The sequence below is a fragment of the Streptomyces sp. NPDC031379 genome, assembly GCF_055569615.1.
In genome coordinates, this window is sequence record NZ_JBVIIT010000001.1 from 54,909 (window position 1) to 69,482 (window position 14,574).

Here is a 14,574-nt window from a genome sequence, read left to right on the forward strand (position 1 = left end):
GGTACCGCACTCTGACCAAGAGCGGCACCACGACCCAGAGGGGGACACGCACGATGGCGAGCATCAAGGCGAGGCTCGGGGCACTCACGGGGGCCGCCGCGCTGACGGCGGGGCTGGCGCTGGCGGGTGCCACGCCGGCTTCCGCGGCACCGAACTTCAAGTTCGACTACTTCCCGCTGAACCGCCCCGGCGGCGGTTTCATCATCGACGCCTGGGACGGCGCCGACTTCGTCGGGGACGGAGAGTGGTGGCGCGATCCGGGCGACGGCAAGCCCGGAGACACGCTGGTGGCCTACGACGGCCGTGCCGACGGCTACGGCATCGAGGCCCACCTGTCCACGAGCCCCGAGCGCCTCGCGTCGACGCGCGGGCACGCCAAGGGCTACGAGGACCGCAAGTCGGGCGACCTGAGGGAAGGCAGCGACTGGGTCATGTACGTCTGCGTGGTCAAGGGAAGCTTCCACAAGTGCTCGGAGGAGCGCGTGGTCTACGCCTGACCGATGCGCGTCAGATCTCCAGAAGCACGGTGAACGGGCCGTCGTTCGTCAGGGACACCCGCATCTGCGCCCCGAACCGGCCCGTCGCCACCGTCGCCCCCAGCGCCTGCAACTGCGCCACCACCTCGTCCACCAGCGGCTCGGCGACATCGCCCGGGGCCGCCGCGTTCCAGGTGGGCCGGCGTCCCTTGCGGGCGTCGCCGTACAGCGTGAACTGGCTGATCACGAGCAGCGGGGCGTCGATGTCACTGCACGACCTCTCGTCCTGCAGCATCCGGATCGACCACAGCTTGCGGGCCAGCTGTGCGGCCTTCTCCTTGGTGTCCTCATGGGTCACACCGACGAGGACGCACAGCCCCTCGCCCTCGATCGCGCCCACCGTCTCGCCGTCCACGACGACGCTCGCGCCGTCCACCCTCTGCACCACCGCACGCATGCGGACCATCATGCCCGGTGCCCCGCGTTCGGCCACAGGGGGTCCAATATAGATCTCTTAGCGCCCATCTGGGGCCGTTCGGGGGCACTCGGTCACATAGCGGCCGGTTGGGGTGGCACGATGCTCCCACACGGCGGTCGAGGGGACGGTCAGAAGCACATGAGCACACCGAGTACCAGCGGGATGCTGGGGACGCACGGGACGTACCGGCCCCCCGCACAGCGCGGCGACGGCACGGGCGGCCCGGCGCTGCCCGCGGAGCCTCCCGAGCCCGACCTGGCCCGGCTGAGCCTGCCCGAACTGCGCACCCTGCGCCGCGACGCCCAGCGCGACGAGGCGGACCTCAGCTATGTGCGGCGGCTGCTGCAGGGCCGGATCGACATCCTGCGCGCGGAGCTGTGCCGGCGCGGCCGGGCGTCCGTGCCGGCGCCCGCGGACGGCTCCGTGGTCGACCGGCTCCCGGAGATCCTCAAGGACGCCCCGGCCCGGCACCGCTCCTCGGCCCGCCATGTCACGCTCGGGACCCCGCACAACGAGGAGTACCGGCAGCTGGCCGCCGAGATGCTCGCCGAGGTCGAGCTGTCCGACCTCGAGGCCCGCACGGACCTCGAACTGACCAGCGCCATGGGCCGCCTGGTCCGCTACGAGCAGGAGGTCTCCCGGCGCCGCCAGCGGCTGCAGGGCACGACCGACGAGTGCAGCGGGGAGATCGCGCGCCGGTACCGGGTGGGCGAGGCGCAGGTCGACGATCTGCTGACCTGAGCGGCCCGCTGCAGGCACCGGAAATACGGGCGACAGCAGGGAACCGTCCGCCTACCGTGGCCCCATGACCGAGGTCCGGATCGTCACCGATGCCGAATTCGAGGACTGGCAGCGCGCACTCAGCACCGGGTTCTTGCGGCCGCCGGTCAGGGAGCCGGAGCAGCTGGAGGCCCGGCGCCGGGTGCCGGGCCGCCGGCTGGGCGTGATGGACGGCGGCCGGTGCGTGGCCACCTTGCGCTCCTTCGACCAGGAACTGACCGCGGTCGGCGGCACCCCGGTGCCCGCGGACGCGATCTCCAACGTCACCGTCAGCCCGACACACCGCCGCCGGGGCCTGCTGACCCGGATGATGCGGCACGACCTGGCGGCGGCGAAGGAGCGCGGCGACGTCGTGGCCACCCTGATCGCCGCGGAGTACCCGATCTACGGGCGCTACGGCTTCGGTCCGGCGACCTGGACGACCGAGTGGACCGTCGACGTCACCCGGGCCGGCCTCGACCCGCGCTGGTCCGGCCCCACGGACGGCGGCCGGATCGACCTGGTGGACGCCGAGGACGTACGCAAACTCGGCCCCGAGCTGCACGAGCGGTTCCGCCGCGCCCAGCCGGGCGCGGTCAGCCGGGACGAGCTGTGGTGGCAGACGAACACCGGGGCCGTGCGCTTCGGGGAGTGGACCGAGCCGTTCTACGCCGTGTACCGGTCGGCCTCCGGCGAGGTCGAGGGCCTGGTGTCCTACGAGTCCGACGACAAGTGGCACGGCAAGCAGCCGCAGAACACCGCCGACGTCAACTGGCTGATCACCACGACCCCGGCGGCCGAGCGCGCCCTGTGGCGGTACCTGTGCTCGATCGACTGGATCACGAAGGTCAAGACCGGCTGGCGCGGCCCCGACGACCTGCTGCCCTTCCACCTGCCCGACCCGCGCGCGGCCCGGGTCACCGAGCACGCGGACTGGCTGTGGGTGCGCATCCTGGACGTCGTGCGGGCCCTGGAGGCGCGGACGTACGAGGGGGAGGGCGCGCTGGTGCTCGAGGTCCTGGACGGCGCGGGCGAGGCAGCCGGTGCGGGCGGGGCGGGTCCGGCCGCGGGCCGGTTCCGGCTGGAGGCCTCCCCCGAGGGGGCGTCCTGCGGGCCGGCGGGCGGTGCGCCTGCCGATCTGACCCTGGAGGCGGGCGAGTTGGCCCGGCTGTGGCTCGGTGACGCGTCCGCGCTGCGGCTCGCCGCCGTCGGCCGGGTCCAGGAAGAACGAGAGGGCGCCGCCCGGAAGGCCGACGCCCTGTTCCGCTCGCCCGGGCGCCCGTGGTGCCCGGACCTCTTCTGAGGCTCCCTTCGTGTGACGCCATGCTGACCGTTCATCCGTAGCGAGCTGTTCAGTTGTGGCTGTGCGATGCCTTGTGCAGTTGTGGCTGTGCCGGTTGTTCAGTTGTGGCTGTGCGGGTCGTGCGCTGTGGCTGTGTGCTCCGGTGGCCGTCCCCTGTCCGGGCTCCCGGCTCCCCTCCGGAAGGGAGCCCGGTCGGCCAACCACTGGAAAGCTTGACCATGTTGCATGAGTTGGCAGCCAACTCATCTGTTCTTATCTCCGTTGGGAACCGTCTCATAACCAGCTGTCGGTGAACTGCCACAAGATGGCGGGAAGTTGTAGTGTTTGTCCGTGGACCCGGAGCACGCCTCCGCCAGTGGACGGACGAGGTCACAGCGGCCACGCCAGTCCCATCGCGAGATCGCCGACGAACTGCGCGGCCGGATCAGCTCCGGCGAGCTGCGGCCGGGTCAGCGCATGCCCACGCAGGCCCAGCTGGCCGACGAGTTCGGCGTCGAACGCGGGGCCGTGCGGCAGGCCTTGCGCATCCTGCAGTCGGAGCACCTGCTCACCAACGTTTCCAAAGGAAGCCCGGCCACCGTGGCCGGGGTCCCGGGGCCGGCGCGGCCCGTGGCCGGCCCCGCGGCGCCGCCGCAGCCCACCATGGTGGGTCTCGCGCCGCGCATCGCGGCCGCCTTCGCCGCCCCGCACGTGCGGATCGACGCGCTCTGTCTGACCTCCGTCTCGCTCACGCTGGCCATCGGTGAGCCGCTTCGGCAGATCCATGCCGGGCAGTTGAAACCGGCCAAGATCGACGTGCGGGTGCTGCTGCCGAGCCGGGACATCGAGCTGGCGTTCCCCGTGCCGGTGGACGCGGCGGACGGCGGCCTGCTGCACCGGCGCTGGCTGGCCCAGCGCAACGCCCAGGGTCAGGTGCTGCGGCAGAACCTGCTGGCGCTGCGCACCACGCACGGGATCGACGTGCGGGTCTTCTTCCGGGCCCTGCCGTTCACCCCGCCGGTCAAGCTCTACCTGCTCAACGGCGCCGAGGCGCTGTTCGCGTACTACACGCTGGGGCGCCGCGAGCGGGAGATCGAGCACGAGCACGTGCAGTTGTACGACGCCGACGGCACCCGGTCGATGCTGTTCGCCTTCGAGCGGCGGGCCGGGGAGCGGGACGCGGCGTTCGTGGAGCAGTCGCGTCTGTGGTTCGACGCGCTGTGGGAGACGATCAGTTCGGACCTGGTGCTGGCGTCATAGGGCGGGGCCCGCGAGCAGCACCGCGAGCAGGACGGCGCCGGCGGAGCTGACCGCCGGGCTCTTGGCCTTGATGCCGATGGAGAGCAGCAGCATGCCGACGATGCCGGCGGCGCCGTACTTCCATTCGACGAGCTGCTCGAAGCCGATGACGAACAGGGCGGAGAAGAGAGCGAGGGCAGGCACGATGATCCCCCTTCGGGCTGCCGGTGGAATGTGCGGGAAGCAAAAGCTCCGCCAACTTGGAAAAGTTGGCAACCAACTTCATCTAAGTTGTCCCCACTTGGTCCCTACTCATAAACAACTTTCGAGCAACTCCCCTTAGATGGATCAGAGTTGTAGCGTTTGGTCGTGACCCAGGAGAACGTGGCAGTGAACGGCAGCAGAAGGCTCACGCCCCAGGAGATCGCCGACATCCTGCGCGAACGCATCCGCACCGGCGCCCTCCGGGCGGGCGAGCGGCTGCCCACCCAGGCCGAACTGGCCGGGGAGTTCGGCGTGGAGCGCGGTGCCGTGCGCCAGGCACTGCGGGTACTCCAGCAGGACGGGCTGCTCAGCAACGTCAGCAAGGGCAGCCCGCCCCGGGTCGCCGAGCCGCAGTCGGCGCCGGACGAACCGCAGCCGACCATGGTGGCCCTCGCGCCCCGGCTGACGGAGGCCTTCTCGGCACCGCACGTGCGCATCGACGCGGTGTGCCTGACCGCGCAGAGCCTGATCCCCGCCCTCGGCGAGCCGCTGCGCCTGATCCACGAGGGACGCATCCGCCCCGAGCGGATCGACGCCCGCATCCTGCTCCCGTCCCGGGACATCAACCTCGCCTTTCCGGTCTCGGTCGACGCCGGGAGCGACGACGACGCCGTCCACCAGCGCTGGCTGGCGATGCGCAACGCCCAGGGCCAGGTGCTCCAGTACAACCTCCAGGCGCTGCGCGGCACCCACGACATCGACGTCCACGTCACCTTCCGGGCCCTGCCGTTCACCCCGCCGGCGAAGCTGTACCTGCTCAACGGCGTGGAGGCGCTGTACGCGTACTACATGATCACGCGCCGCGAGGAGCCCACCGAGACCGGGACGCTGGAGATGTACGACACCCTCGGCTCCGAGTCGCTCCTCTTCTCCTTCGAGAAGCGGGCCGGTCAGCGCGACGCGGCGTTCGTGGAGCAATCGCAGAAGTGGTTCGACGCCCTCTGGGAAACCATCACCACGGACCTGACACTCTCCTAGTGACTTCTGATGCGACTTCTGATGCGACGCCTGGTGCGAAAGAGATCGAGAAGCTACGACAGCTGATCACACGTGCTCGGGTCGTGCTGTGGGACTTCGACGGGCCGATCTGTCGCCTCTTCGCCGGGCACAAGGCGGAACGGGTGGCCGCGGAGCTGGTGGAGTGGCTGGAGCTGCAGGGCCTGCGGGGACTGCTCACCGGCCCGGAACGGGAGACGCTGGACCCGCAGGTCGTCCTGCGCGCCGTGGGCCGCCGCCACCCGGGCAGCGACCTCGTCGCCGCTCTGGAGGAACGGCTCACCCAGGAGGAGCTGCGGGCGGCCGTCTCCGCGCTGCCGACCGCCTACGCCGACCCGCTGATCCGCACCTGGACCGCCGTCGGCGCCCGGCTCGCCGTCACCACCAACAACTCGCCCCGGGTGGCCCGCACGTATCTCGAGACCCGGGGCCTCGCCGGCTGCTTCGCCCCCCACCTGTACGGCCGCACCGACCAGCTGCACCACCTCAAGCCGCACCCGCACTGCCTCAACCGCGCCCTGAACGCGATGGGCGCGGCCCCCTCCGCCGCCCTGATGATCGGCGACTCGGCCTCGGACCTGGACGCGGCCCGCGACGCCGGTGTCCCGTTCCTGGGCTACGCGCGTAACGCCTTCAAGGAGAAACGCCTGCGAGCGGCGGGCGCCGAACACGTCGTACGGTCCCTGGAGCCGCTGCTGCGGCTGCTCCGGAGCGGGCGTTTCGTGCGCTAGCATGCGCCAGTCCGAGTCACCGCTCGGATTCGTGCGTAAGGAAGGGCAACGAGCCGGTCCTCGGCCGTCGGCCCGGCACAGGTGAGTGGCAGACCACCCGTTGGGCCACTCGGCTGGGCCTGAGGGTCGTGTCGGCCACCACCTGGGAATAGCGTTCTCCCAGACGTTTCCTCCCGACCTGTCTTGCGACGCTGTCCCGATGTCCCGACCCTTCCTTCTCGCGCGATCTACCCGGAGCGGCCAGTGGGCGCACCGTCTGTTCCCCGTGCCGCGGCCGGGGAACACGCCGGCAGAGTTCGGACGGATGCCGTCGTCCAGGAGTTCGTGGCCCGTGCCCTCGCTTCGGGACCGGAGCACGGGGGCGTCCACCACCGCGATCACGTCGTACCGCTGACCGAGCCCGTGGCGAGGCTGCTGGGCAGGGAGCCCGGCACCCTGGTGACCGTGCGGGTGCCGCGGGCGGACGCGGTGCCGGTGGTCGTCCGTACCTGGCCGGGCGAGCCGGAGATCCTGCGGTCCCTGCACGGTGTGCTGCCCGTACCGGAGTGCCTGGCGCAGGGGGAGGGGTACGCCGTCCACAGCCATGTGGACGGAGCCGTACTGGCGGACGTGTGCGGCCCCGGCAAGCCGGTCGACGGTCCGCTGCTGGCGGATCTCGCGGCGCTGCTCGCCTCGATCGTCCAGGTACGCGGCTCCGCGCTGCCGCCCCTGCCGGCCGAGTGGCCTCGCAACCACACGGACTCCCAGGGCTTCCTGCGCACCCTCGCCCATCTCGCCGACCGCCAGATCCGCCGGCCCAACTGGTCCCGGTACGGCGGCCTGTTCGTGGCTCTCGGGGTGCCCGAGGACGCGCTGCTCCGGTTCGCCGACCGGGTCCCGGCGATGACCCGGCGGCCGTACGGTCTGCTCCACGGCGACCTGCACCGCGGCAACCTGGTCCTGCCGTCCTCCGGTGACGCGCCGCTGCACTGCCTGGGCTGGGAGCTGGCCGGCTACGGCGACCCGTTGCACGACCTCGCCGTCCATCTGGTGCGGATGCGCTACCCGGAGCACCAGTGGTACGAGGCCGTCGGCGCCTGGGCCGAGGCCGTGCGCCGGGTACGGCCCGCCGCCGTGGCCGGCCTGACCAAGGACCTGCCCCACTACCTCGCCTTCGAGCACGCCCAGTCCCTGTACGCCGACGTCATCCGGGCCGCGCGGTCGCTGGAGGAGTCCTTCGACGGGCGGAGCCTGGAGGAGGCGACGGGCGCCGTGCGCGCCGCCCTCAGGTCCGCCGCCGAGCCGCTGCGGCTGGGCAGGGTGCCGCAGGAGGAGGAGATCGAGCGGGCCCTGTTCCGCCGCGGGGCGTCCGCCGGGTCCGCCGCCGGTGCGCGGCGGCGGGGCCAGGCCGCCCGCGGGATCGGCTGGACACCGGACCGGCGCGTCCCCGAGCACCCCCGCTTCCCGCACTCCGCGGTCGCCGACGCGCTGTTCCTGGAGGGTGCCGCCCCGGCCGACCGGGTGTTCAAGGGCGCCGCCCACCTCACCACGGTGCTCCGGGTGCCCGGCGCCCCCTTTCCCGTCGTCGTCCGCCGCGAGGCGGCCGTCGTCCTGCGGCGCGAACGCAGCTTCCTCAGCGAGCACGCCGTGCTCGGCGCGATCGAGCGGTCCGGGGTGCCGGTGGCCGCGCCCCGGGTCCTGGCGCTGGGGACGAGCCACGCCACGGACCCCGCCCACCGCTACGGCGGGGACCGCTTCGCCGTCCACACCTACGAGGGCGCCCGCGACCTCGGCCGAAGGCCCGAGCACCCGGTGCACGGACTGCGGCCGCACGAGGCGGACTGCCTGGTCGACCAGCTGGCCGCGCTGACCGCGGTCGACTACGCCCCGATCGACCCGGTCGCCGGCCGGCCCGGCTTCTACGACTGGCTCAGCGACCAGCTCGTGGCGCTGGTGGCCGGCCTGCCGAAGGCGTCCCAGCAACTGGCCCGCTTCCTCGGACTGCCCGACGCGCTCCGGCTGCGCGAGATCCTCGCCCGGCACCGCGTCACCGAACGGGACTGCGCCCTGCTGCACGGCGACCTCCATCCCTGGAACCTGGTGCGCCGCGAGGACGACCCGGCCCTCACCCTCATCGACTGGGAGATGGCCCTGGTCGGGGACCCGCTGTACGAGCTGGTGCGGCACATGCACCTCACCCCGACCCGGCCGGAGATCCGCGCCCGGATGTTCCGGCGCTGGCAGGACCGGCTGTCCGGGCGGTTCACCCAGGGCTGGCAGGAGGACTGGCGGGTGTACCGGTGGATCGAGATCGTCCGCTCCGCCTACGTCGACCTCGACCGCCTGGTCACCGGGACGAGCCTGGACGCCCCGAACGTCCGCCGGGCCCTGGACTCGTACGCCATGACCCTGGCCGCGGCCACCGCCTCGCTGGGCCTGTCGTCCCGGCCGCGCGGCGGCCCGCACCAGGTCCGCGGTCTGGCCTGGCCGACCGGTCCGGGCGGCGCTGCGTAGGCTCCCCCTCATGGAAGAGATGGGCCTGCGCGAGCGCAAGAAGCAGCGGATGTACCAGGACGTGTCGGACATCGCCGTACGGCTGTTCCTGGAGCGGGGCTTCGAGGCGGTGTCGGTCGCGGAGATCGCCGCCGCGGCCGGGATCTCCAAGCCGACCCTCTTCCGGTACTTCCCGGCCAAGGAGGACCTCGTCCTGCACCGGATCGCCGACCACGAGACGGAGGCCGCGCGGGTGGTCGCCGGGGCGGCCGATCCGGTGGACGCGCTGCGCCGGAACTTCCTCGCCGGACTCGAGCGGCGCGACCCGGTCACCGGACTGAACGACCATCCCGAGGTGCTCGCCTTCCACACCCTGCTGTACGGCACCCCGGCGCTCGTGGCGCGGGCGTACGGCCATCTGGAGCGGTCGGAGGCGGTGCTCGCCGAGGCCCTGGGCGGGGGGCTGGACGCCCGGCTGGCGGCGGGTCAGATCATCGCCGTCCAGCGGATCCTCGCGCAGGAGAACTGGCGGCGGATCGCGGCCGGGGAGAGCGTCGCACGGGTGGCGCCGGACGCGGCGCTGGCCGCCGAGCGGGCCTTCGGGCGGCTGGCGGCGGTGCTGTCCGGGGTGATCGGGAAGCACGCCGAATGAAACTCGGTTAAAAACTTAACTCGGTTACATGTTTCGCGTACGCTGACGTCATGACGTCACTCCAGCCCGCCCTCGAGGACGCCCTCCACGCCGAGCGCGCCTACCACGACACCTGCCGCGCCGCCCTCGCCGCCATGGTCGAGGGTGCCGCCGAACAGGTCGTCGTCGGCGAGGACGTCTCCGCCTCAGGTGCCGATGCCGAGGTGCTCGGCCGCCGGTTGCGCAGCCGGGCCCAGCTCATGCGCGAACTGCCGCCGGGCCCGCTGTTCTTCGGCCGGCTCGACTTCGGCGAGGAGGATCCGGAACACGGCGGGCAGAGCTACCACGTCGGCCGGATCCGGATCACCGAGGACCCGGCCGCCCCGCCCCTCGTGGTGGACTGGCGGGCCCCCGTCTCGCGCGCCTTCTACCAGGCGAGCGCCCGCGAGCCGCAAGGCGTCGGGATCCGGCGCCGGTTCGGCTGGGCGCCGGGCAGTCAGGGCGACCCGGCCGACCTCACCGGTCTCGAGGACGAGCACCTGGGCCGGGGCGAGTCGCGGGCCAGCGACATCGTCGCCCGCGAGATCGAACGGCCCCGCGTCGGACCCATGCGGGACATCGCCGCCACCATCCAGCCCGAGCAAGACGACCTCGTGCGGGCGGATCTCACCGAATCCGTGTGCGTGCAGGGCGCCCCCGGCACCGGCAAGACCGCCGTCGGCCTGCACCGCGCCGCCTACCTGCTCTACACCCACCCCAAGCGGCTCCAGCGCTCCGGCCTGCTCATCCTCGGCCCCAACCGCACCTTCCTCGGCTACATCGCCGAGGTGCTGCCCACCCTCGGCGAGTCCGGCGTCCGTCAGTCCACCCTCCTCGACGAGATCGCCCGCCACCCGGTCACCGGCACCGACCCCGTCCCCGCGGCCACCGTGAAGCACGACGCCCGCATGGCCGAGGTACTGCGCCGGGCGCTGTACGCGCGCGTGACCGCCGGGGGCGTGGCCGACCTCGCCGTACCGGAGGGCTCCTACCGGTGGCGGGTGCCCGCCGACGAACTGGCCGCCATCGTCGAGCAGGTGCGCGCCGAGCAGCCGCCCTACGCCGTCGGCCGCGAGCGGGTGCGCACCCGGGTGGTGCGGCGGCTGCGGGAACAGGCCGAGCGGCGCTCCGGAGTACGGCCCGCCTCCTGGGTCCGCCGCGTCGAGCGGTCCCGGCCGCTCACCGCCCACCTCGACACCGTCTGGCCCAGGGTCCGCCCCGAGGAGGTCCTCGCCGAACTCCTCGGCGACGGCGAGGTGCTGGCCCGCGCGGCCGACGGGCTGCTCGATCCCGACGAGCGGTCCGCGCTGCTGTGGCCGCGCCCGCCGCGCTCCTTCAAGTCGGCCCGCTGGTCGGCCGCCGACCTCGTCCTCCTCGACGAACTGTCCGGGCTGATCGAACACCCCGAGGGCTACGGCCACATCGTCGTGGACGAGGCACAGGACCTCTCGCCCATGGAGTGCCGGGCCATCGCCCGCCGGGCCGCCTTCGGTTCGCTGACCGTCCTCGGCGACCTGGCCCAGGGCACCACCCCGTGGGCCGCCCGCGACTGGTCCGTCCAGCTGCGCCACCTCGGCAGGCCCGACGCGGCCGTGGTGCCGCTGACCACCGGGTTCCGGGTGCCCGCGGCGGTCGTCGAGCTGGCCAACCGGCTGCTCGCCCGCCTCGACGTGGCCGTGCCCGCCGGCCGGTCCCTGCGCGCGGACGGCGAGTTGACCGTCCGCCCGACCGGCGACGTGCTCGGCACGACCGTGACCGCCGTACGGGACGCCCTCACCAGGGAGGGGTCGGTCGGGGTGATCGCGGCGGACGCCGACGTGGACGGCGTACGGGAGGCGCTCGCCGCGGCCGGGGTCGCGACGGCCGGCGCCGACGCGCTCGGCGCCCGCGTCACCGTCGTACCCGCGAGCCTGGTCAAGGGCCTGGAGTACGACCATGTGGTGGCCGTGGAACCGGCTGCCGTCGCCGAGGCGGAGGAGCGGGGCGCCCACCGGCTGTACGTGGTGCTCACGCGGGCGGTGTCCCGGCTGGACGTGGTGCACGCAAGGCCCCTGCCGTTCTGACCCCTGCCCTTGCGGAGGCCGCGCACGCGGGGCTCGCCGGGAGGGCCGGGCTGGGCGTGCGGGTCTCTCCTGGCCGATCCTGGACCGTGATGCTGCTCTTCCTCGACGTCGACGGTCCGCTCATCCCGTTCGGGGCGGCGGACCGTTCCTACCCGGTGTTCGCGGGCCCGCCGGCCGCCGCCGCCACGCACCCGCTGCTGAGCCGCGTCGACCCGGCGCTCGGCCCGCGGCTCGCCGCGCTGGGCTGCGAGCTGGTGTGGGCCACGACCTGGATGGACGACGCCAACTCCTGCCTCGGGCCCTGGCTGGGCCTGCCCCCGCTGCCGGTCGTGGAGTGGCCGGACGAGGACGAGCCCCCCGGCCTGCTGCACTGGAAGACCCGGCCGTTGGTCGCCTGGGCGGCGGGCCGCCCCTTCGTCTGGGTGGACGACGAGATCACCGAGGCCGACCGCGCCTGGACCGCCGTGCACCACCGCGGCCCGGCCCTGCTGCACCGGGTCGACCACCGGTACGGGATCACGGAGGCCGACTTCGCGGTGCTGACGGCGTGGCTGACGGCGGCCGGCAGCTGAGCCCGGGGGACTGCTCGCCGGGGGAAGCCGGAGGGGGGTGGGTTCAGGCGCCGACGTACTCCGCGAGGTGTTCGCCCGTCAGGGTGGACCGGGCGGTGACGAGGTCGGCCGGAGTGCCCTCGAAGACGACGCGGCCGCCGTCGTGGCCGGCGCCGGGGCCGAGGTCGATGATCCAGTCGGCGTGGGCCATGACCGCCTGGTGGTGCTCGATGACGATCACCGACTTGCCGGAGTCGACGAGCCGGTCGAGCAGGCCGAGCAGCTGTTCGACGTCGGCGAGATGGAGGCCGGTGGTCGGCTCGTCGAGCACGTAGATCCCGCCCTTCTCGGCCATGTGCGTGGCCAGCTTCAGCCGCTGCCGCTCGCCACCGGACAGCGTGGTGAGCGGCTGGCCGAGGGTGAGATAGCCGAGGCCCACGTCGGCCATGTTCGTGAGGATCCGGTGGGCGGCGGGGGTGCGCGCCTCGCCGGCGCCGAAGAACTCCTCGGCCTCGGTCACCGACATCGCCAGCACCTCGCTGATGTCCCGGCCGCCGAGGTGGTACTCCAGCACCGAGGCCTCGAACCGCTTGCCCTCGCACTCCTCGCAGGTGGTGGCGACACCCGCCATCATCGCCAGGTCGGTGTAGACGACGCCCGCGCCGTTGCAGTTCGGGCAGGCGCCCTCGGAGTTGGCGCTGAACAGCGCCGGCTTCACGCCGTTGGCCTTGGCGAACGCCTTGCGGATCGGCTCGAGCAGCCCGGTGTACGTCGCCGGGTTGCTCCGGCGCGAGCCGCGGATCGGCGTCTGGTCGATCGACACCACACCCTCACCGGCCGGGATCGAGCCGTGCACGAGGGAACTCTTGCCGGAGCCCGCGACACCGGTGACGACGGTCAGCACGCCGAGCGGGATGTCCACGTCGACGTCCCGCAGGTTGTGCGTCGAGGCGCCGCGGATCTCCAGGGCGCCGGCCGGCTCCCGCACCGTCTTTTTGAGCGTGGCCCGGTCGTCGAGATGCCGGCCGGTGAGGGTGCCGCTCGCCCGCAGCTGCTCGACGGTGCCCTCGAAACAGACCGTGCCGCCCGCCGTGCCGGCGCCGGGGCCGAGGTCGACCACGTGGTCGGCGATCGCGATCGCCTCCGGCTTGTGCTCCACGACCAGCACGGTGTTGCCCTTGTCGCGCAGGCGCAGCAGCAGGTCGTTCATCCGCCGGATGTCGTGCGGGTGCAGGCCGATGGTGGGCTCGTCGAAGACGTAGGTGACGTCGGTGAGCGACGAGCCGAGGTGGCGGATCATCTTGACGCGCTGTGCCTCGCCGCCCGACAGGGTGCCCGCCGGCCGGTCGAGCGAGAGGTAGCCGAGGCCGATCTCGACGAACGAGTCGAGGGTGTCGCCGAGTGCGGCGAGCAGCGGTCCCACCGACGGCTCGGCGAGCCCCCGCACCCACTCGGCGAGGTCGCTGATCTGCATCGCGCAGGCGTCGGCGATGCTGATCCCCTCGATCTTCGAGGACCGGGCCGCCTCGCTCAGCCGGGTGCCCGCGCACTCGGGGCAGACGGTGAAGGTGACCGCCCGGTCCACGAACTCCCGGATGTGCGGCTGCATCGCCTCCCGGTCCTTGGCGAGCATCGACTTCTGGATCCGCGGGACGAGACCCTCGTAGGTCATGTTGATGCCCGCGATCTTCATCCTGGTGGGCTCGCGGTACAGGAAGTCGTGCAGCTGCTTCTTGGTGAACGCGCGGATCGGCTTGTCCGGGTCGTACAGGCCGGACTCGGTGTAGAGGCGGTGGTTCCAGCCGCCGGCCTTGTACCCGGGGATGGTGAGCGCGCCCTCGGCGAGGGACCGGGAGTCGTCGAAGAGCTGGGTGAGGTCGATGTCGGTGACCGAGCCCCGGCCCTCGCAGCGCGGGCACATACCGCCGGTGATGCTGAACTCGCGCCGCTCCTTCACGGTCTGCCCGGCGCGCTGCACGGTGACCGCACCGGCTCCGCTGATCGAGGCGACGTTGAAGGAGAACGCCTTGGGCGAGCCGATGTGCGGGGTGCCGAGGCGGCTGAAGAGGATGCGCAGCATCGCGTTGGCGTCGGTGGCGGTGCCGACGGTGGAGCGGGGGTCGGCGCCCATCCGCTGCTGGTCGACGATGATCGCGGTGGTGAGCCCGTCGAGGACGTCTACGTCGGGCCGCGCCAGCGTCGGCATGAAGCCCTGCACGAAGGCGCTGTAGGTCTCGTTGATCAGCCGCTGCGACTCCGCGGCGATGGTGTCGAACACGAGGGAACTCTTGCCAGAGCCGGAGACACCGGTGAACACCGTCAGCCGGCGCTTGGGGATCTCGACGCCGACGTCCTTGAGGTTGTTCTCGCGCGCGCCGTGCACCCGGATCAGATCGTGGCTGTCGGCGAGGTGCGGCGCGGACGCCGGCAGGTCCGTCCTCGTGGTCGTGGTCATCGTGTCTCCGTCTCTGGGGTGGCCCCGACACGCTAGCCGCAGGGGCGCGAGCGGTGCTTCTCGAATTCTGACCGGTTCGCCGGGAAGCCCATTCCGCTTCGACACACTCCTGCAAGCAGGTGCTTGCAATTGTTAGCG

At 72.5% G+C, this 14,574-nt stretch carries 13 protein-coding genes; 10 read left to right on the plus strand and 3 right to left on the minus strand.

Going from position 1 to position 14,574, the window contains the following annotated elements:
- Positions 1 to 53 precede the first annotated feature (53 nt).
- Positions 54 to 497 carry a hypothetical protein gene (locus tag ACZ5CW_RS00310; RefSeq protein ID WP_468596978.1) on the plus strand — a complete coding sequence of 148 codons (444 nt, stop codon included), beginning with the start codon at positions 54 to 56 and terminating at the stop codon, positions 495 to 497.
- 10 nt (positions 498 to 507) lie between these two features.
- On the opposite strand, the gene dtd is transcribed toward ACZ5CW_RS00310, so the two are convergent.
- Positions 508 to 933, minus strand: a complete 426-nt coding sequence (dtd, locus tag ACZ5CW_RS00315) for a D-aminoacyl-tRNA deacylase (protein ID WP_468596980.1) — start codon at positions 931 to 933, stop codon at positions 508 to 510.
- A gap of 159 nt (positions 934 to 1,092) precedes the next feature.
- Here dtd and ACZ5CW_RS00320 point away from each other — a divergent pair, with 159 nt between their 5' ends.
- The 3 genes from ACZ5CW_RS00320 (at position 1,093) to ACZ5CW_RS00330 (ending at position 4,255) form a co-directional block, all read left to right on the plus strand.
- Complete coding sequence (locus tag ACZ5CW_RS00320) at positions 1,093 to 1,695, plus strand: RsiG family protein (RefSeq protein ID WP_468596982.1); 603 nt, start codon at positions 1,093 to 1,095, stop codon at positions 1,693 to 1,695.
- 64 nt (positions 1,696 to 1,759) lie between these two features.
- Positions 1,760 to 3,016, plus strand: coding sequence for a GNAT family N-acetyltransferase (locus tag ACZ5CW_RS00325; RefSeq protein WP_468596984.1), 1,257 nt, complete (start codon positions 1,760 to 1,762; stop codon positions 3,014 to 3,016).
- Between the two features lie 324 nt (positions 3,017 to 3,340).
- Positions 3,341 to 4,255, plus strand: a complete 915-nt coding sequence (locus ACZ5CW_RS00330; RefSeq protein WP_468596985.1) for a winged helix-turn-helix domain-containing protein — start codon at positions 3,341 to 3,343, stop codon at positions 4,253 to 4,255.
- On the opposite strand, the gene ACZ5CW_RS00335 is transcribed toward ACZ5CW_RS00330, so the two are convergent.
- Positions 4,250 to 4,438, minus strand: coding sequence for a hypothetical protein (locus ACZ5CW_RS00335; protein WP_468596987.1), 189 nt, complete (start codon positions 4,436 to 4,438; stop codon positions 4,250 to 4,252). The genes ACZ5CW_RS00330 and ACZ5CW_RS00335 overlap by 6 nt on opposite strands.
- A gap of 159 nt (positions 4,439 to 4,597) precedes the next feature.
- On the opposite strand from ACZ5CW_RS00335, the gene ACZ5CW_RS00340 reads away from it, so the two are divergent.
- From ACZ5CW_RS00340 to ACZ5CW_RS00365, 6 genes are all read left to right on the plus strand, one after another.
- Positions 4,598 to 5,476, plus strand: coding sequence for a winged helix-turn-helix domain-containing protein (locus ACZ5CW_RS00340; RefSeq protein ID WP_468596989.1), 879 nt, complete (start codon positions 4,598 to 4,600; stop codon positions 5,474 to 5,476).
- Entirely contained in the window at positions 5,476 to 6,225 is a 750-nt protein-coding gene (locus ACZ5CW_RS00345) for an HAD family hydrolase (RefSeq protein ID WP_468596992.1), read from the plus strand. The genes ACZ5CW_RS00340 and ACZ5CW_RS00345 overlap by 1 nt, the downstream gene beginning before the upstream one ends.
- Positions 6,226 to 6,468: 243 nt before the next feature.
- Positions 6,469 to 8,718, plus strand: coding sequence for a phosphotransferase (locus ACZ5CW_RS00350; RefSeq protein WP_468596994.1), 2,250 nt, complete (start codon positions 6,469 to 6,471; stop codon positions 8,716 to 8,718).
- A gap of 10 nt (positions 8,719 to 8,728) precedes the next feature.
- Positions 8,729 to 9,349 (plus strand): TetR family transcriptional regulator, encoded by a 621-nt coding sequence (locus ACZ5CW_RS00355; protein WP_468596996.1) that lies wholly within the window; start codon positions 8,729 to 8,731, stop codon positions 9,347 to 9,349.
- Between the two features lie 50 nt (positions 9,350 to 9,399).
- Positions 9,400 to 11,430, plus strand: a complete 2,031-nt coding sequence (locus ACZ5CW_RS00360; protein ID WP_468596998.1) for a HelD family protein — start codon at positions 9,400 to 9,402, stop codon at positions 11,428 to 11,430.
- A gap of 89 nt (positions 11,431 to 11,519) precedes the next feature.
- Complete coding sequence (locus tag ACZ5CW_RS00365; protein WP_468596999.1) at positions 11,520 to 12,002, plus strand: HAD domain-containing protein; 483 nt, start codon at positions 11,520 to 11,522, stop codon at positions 12,000 to 12,002.
- A 43-nt stretch (positions 12,003 to 12,045) separates the two neighbouring features.
- Here ACZ5CW_RS00365 and ACZ5CW_RS00370 read toward each other — a convergent pair whose 3' ends face one another.
- Positions 12,046 to 14,436: an ATP-binding cassette domain-containing protein gene (locus ACZ5CW_RS00370; RefSeq protein ID WP_468597001.1), complete on the minus strand. Its 2,391-nt coding sequence runs from the start codon at positions 14,434 to 14,436 to the stop codon at positions 12,046 to 12,048.
- Between the last annotated feature and the right edge of the window lie 138 nt (positions 14,437 to 14,574).

Excerpts from the sequence above, each read along its gene's own strand:
- ACZ5CW_RS00310 (WP_468596978.1), top strand. The coding sequence starts at position 54 with ATGGCGAGCATCAAGGCGAGGCTCGGGGCACTCACGGGGGCCGCCGCG.
- dtd (WP_468596980.1), bottom strand. The coding sequence starts at position 933 with ATGCGTGCGGTGGTGCAGAGGGTGGACGGCGCGAGCGTCGTCGTGGAC.
- ACZ5CW_RS00320 (WP_468596982.1), top strand. The coding sequence starts at position 1,093 with ATGAGCACACCGAGTACCAGCGGGATGCTGGGGACGCACGGGACGTAC.
- ACZ5CW_RS00325 (WP_468596984.1), top strand. The coding sequence starts at position 1,760 with ATGACCGAGGTCCGGATCGTCACCGATGCCGAATTCGAGGACTGGCAG.
- ACZ5CW_RS00355 (WP_468596996.1), top strand. The coding sequence starts at position 8,729 with ATGGAAGAGATGGGCCTGCGCGAGCGCAAGAAGCAGCGGATGTACCAG.
- ACZ5CW_RS00360 (WP_468596998.1), top strand. The coding sequence starts at position 9,400 with ATGACGTCACTCCAGCCCGCCCTCGAGGACGCCCTCCACGCCGAGCGC.
- ACZ5CW_RS00365 (WP_468596999.1), top strand. The coding sequence starts at position 11,520 with ATGCTGCTCTTCCTCGACGTCGACGGTCCGCTCATCCCGTTCGGGGCG.
- ACZ5CW_RS00370 (WP_468597001.1), bottom strand. The coding sequence starts at position 14,436 with ATGACCACGACCACGAGGACGGACCTGCCGGCGTCCGCGCCGCACCTC.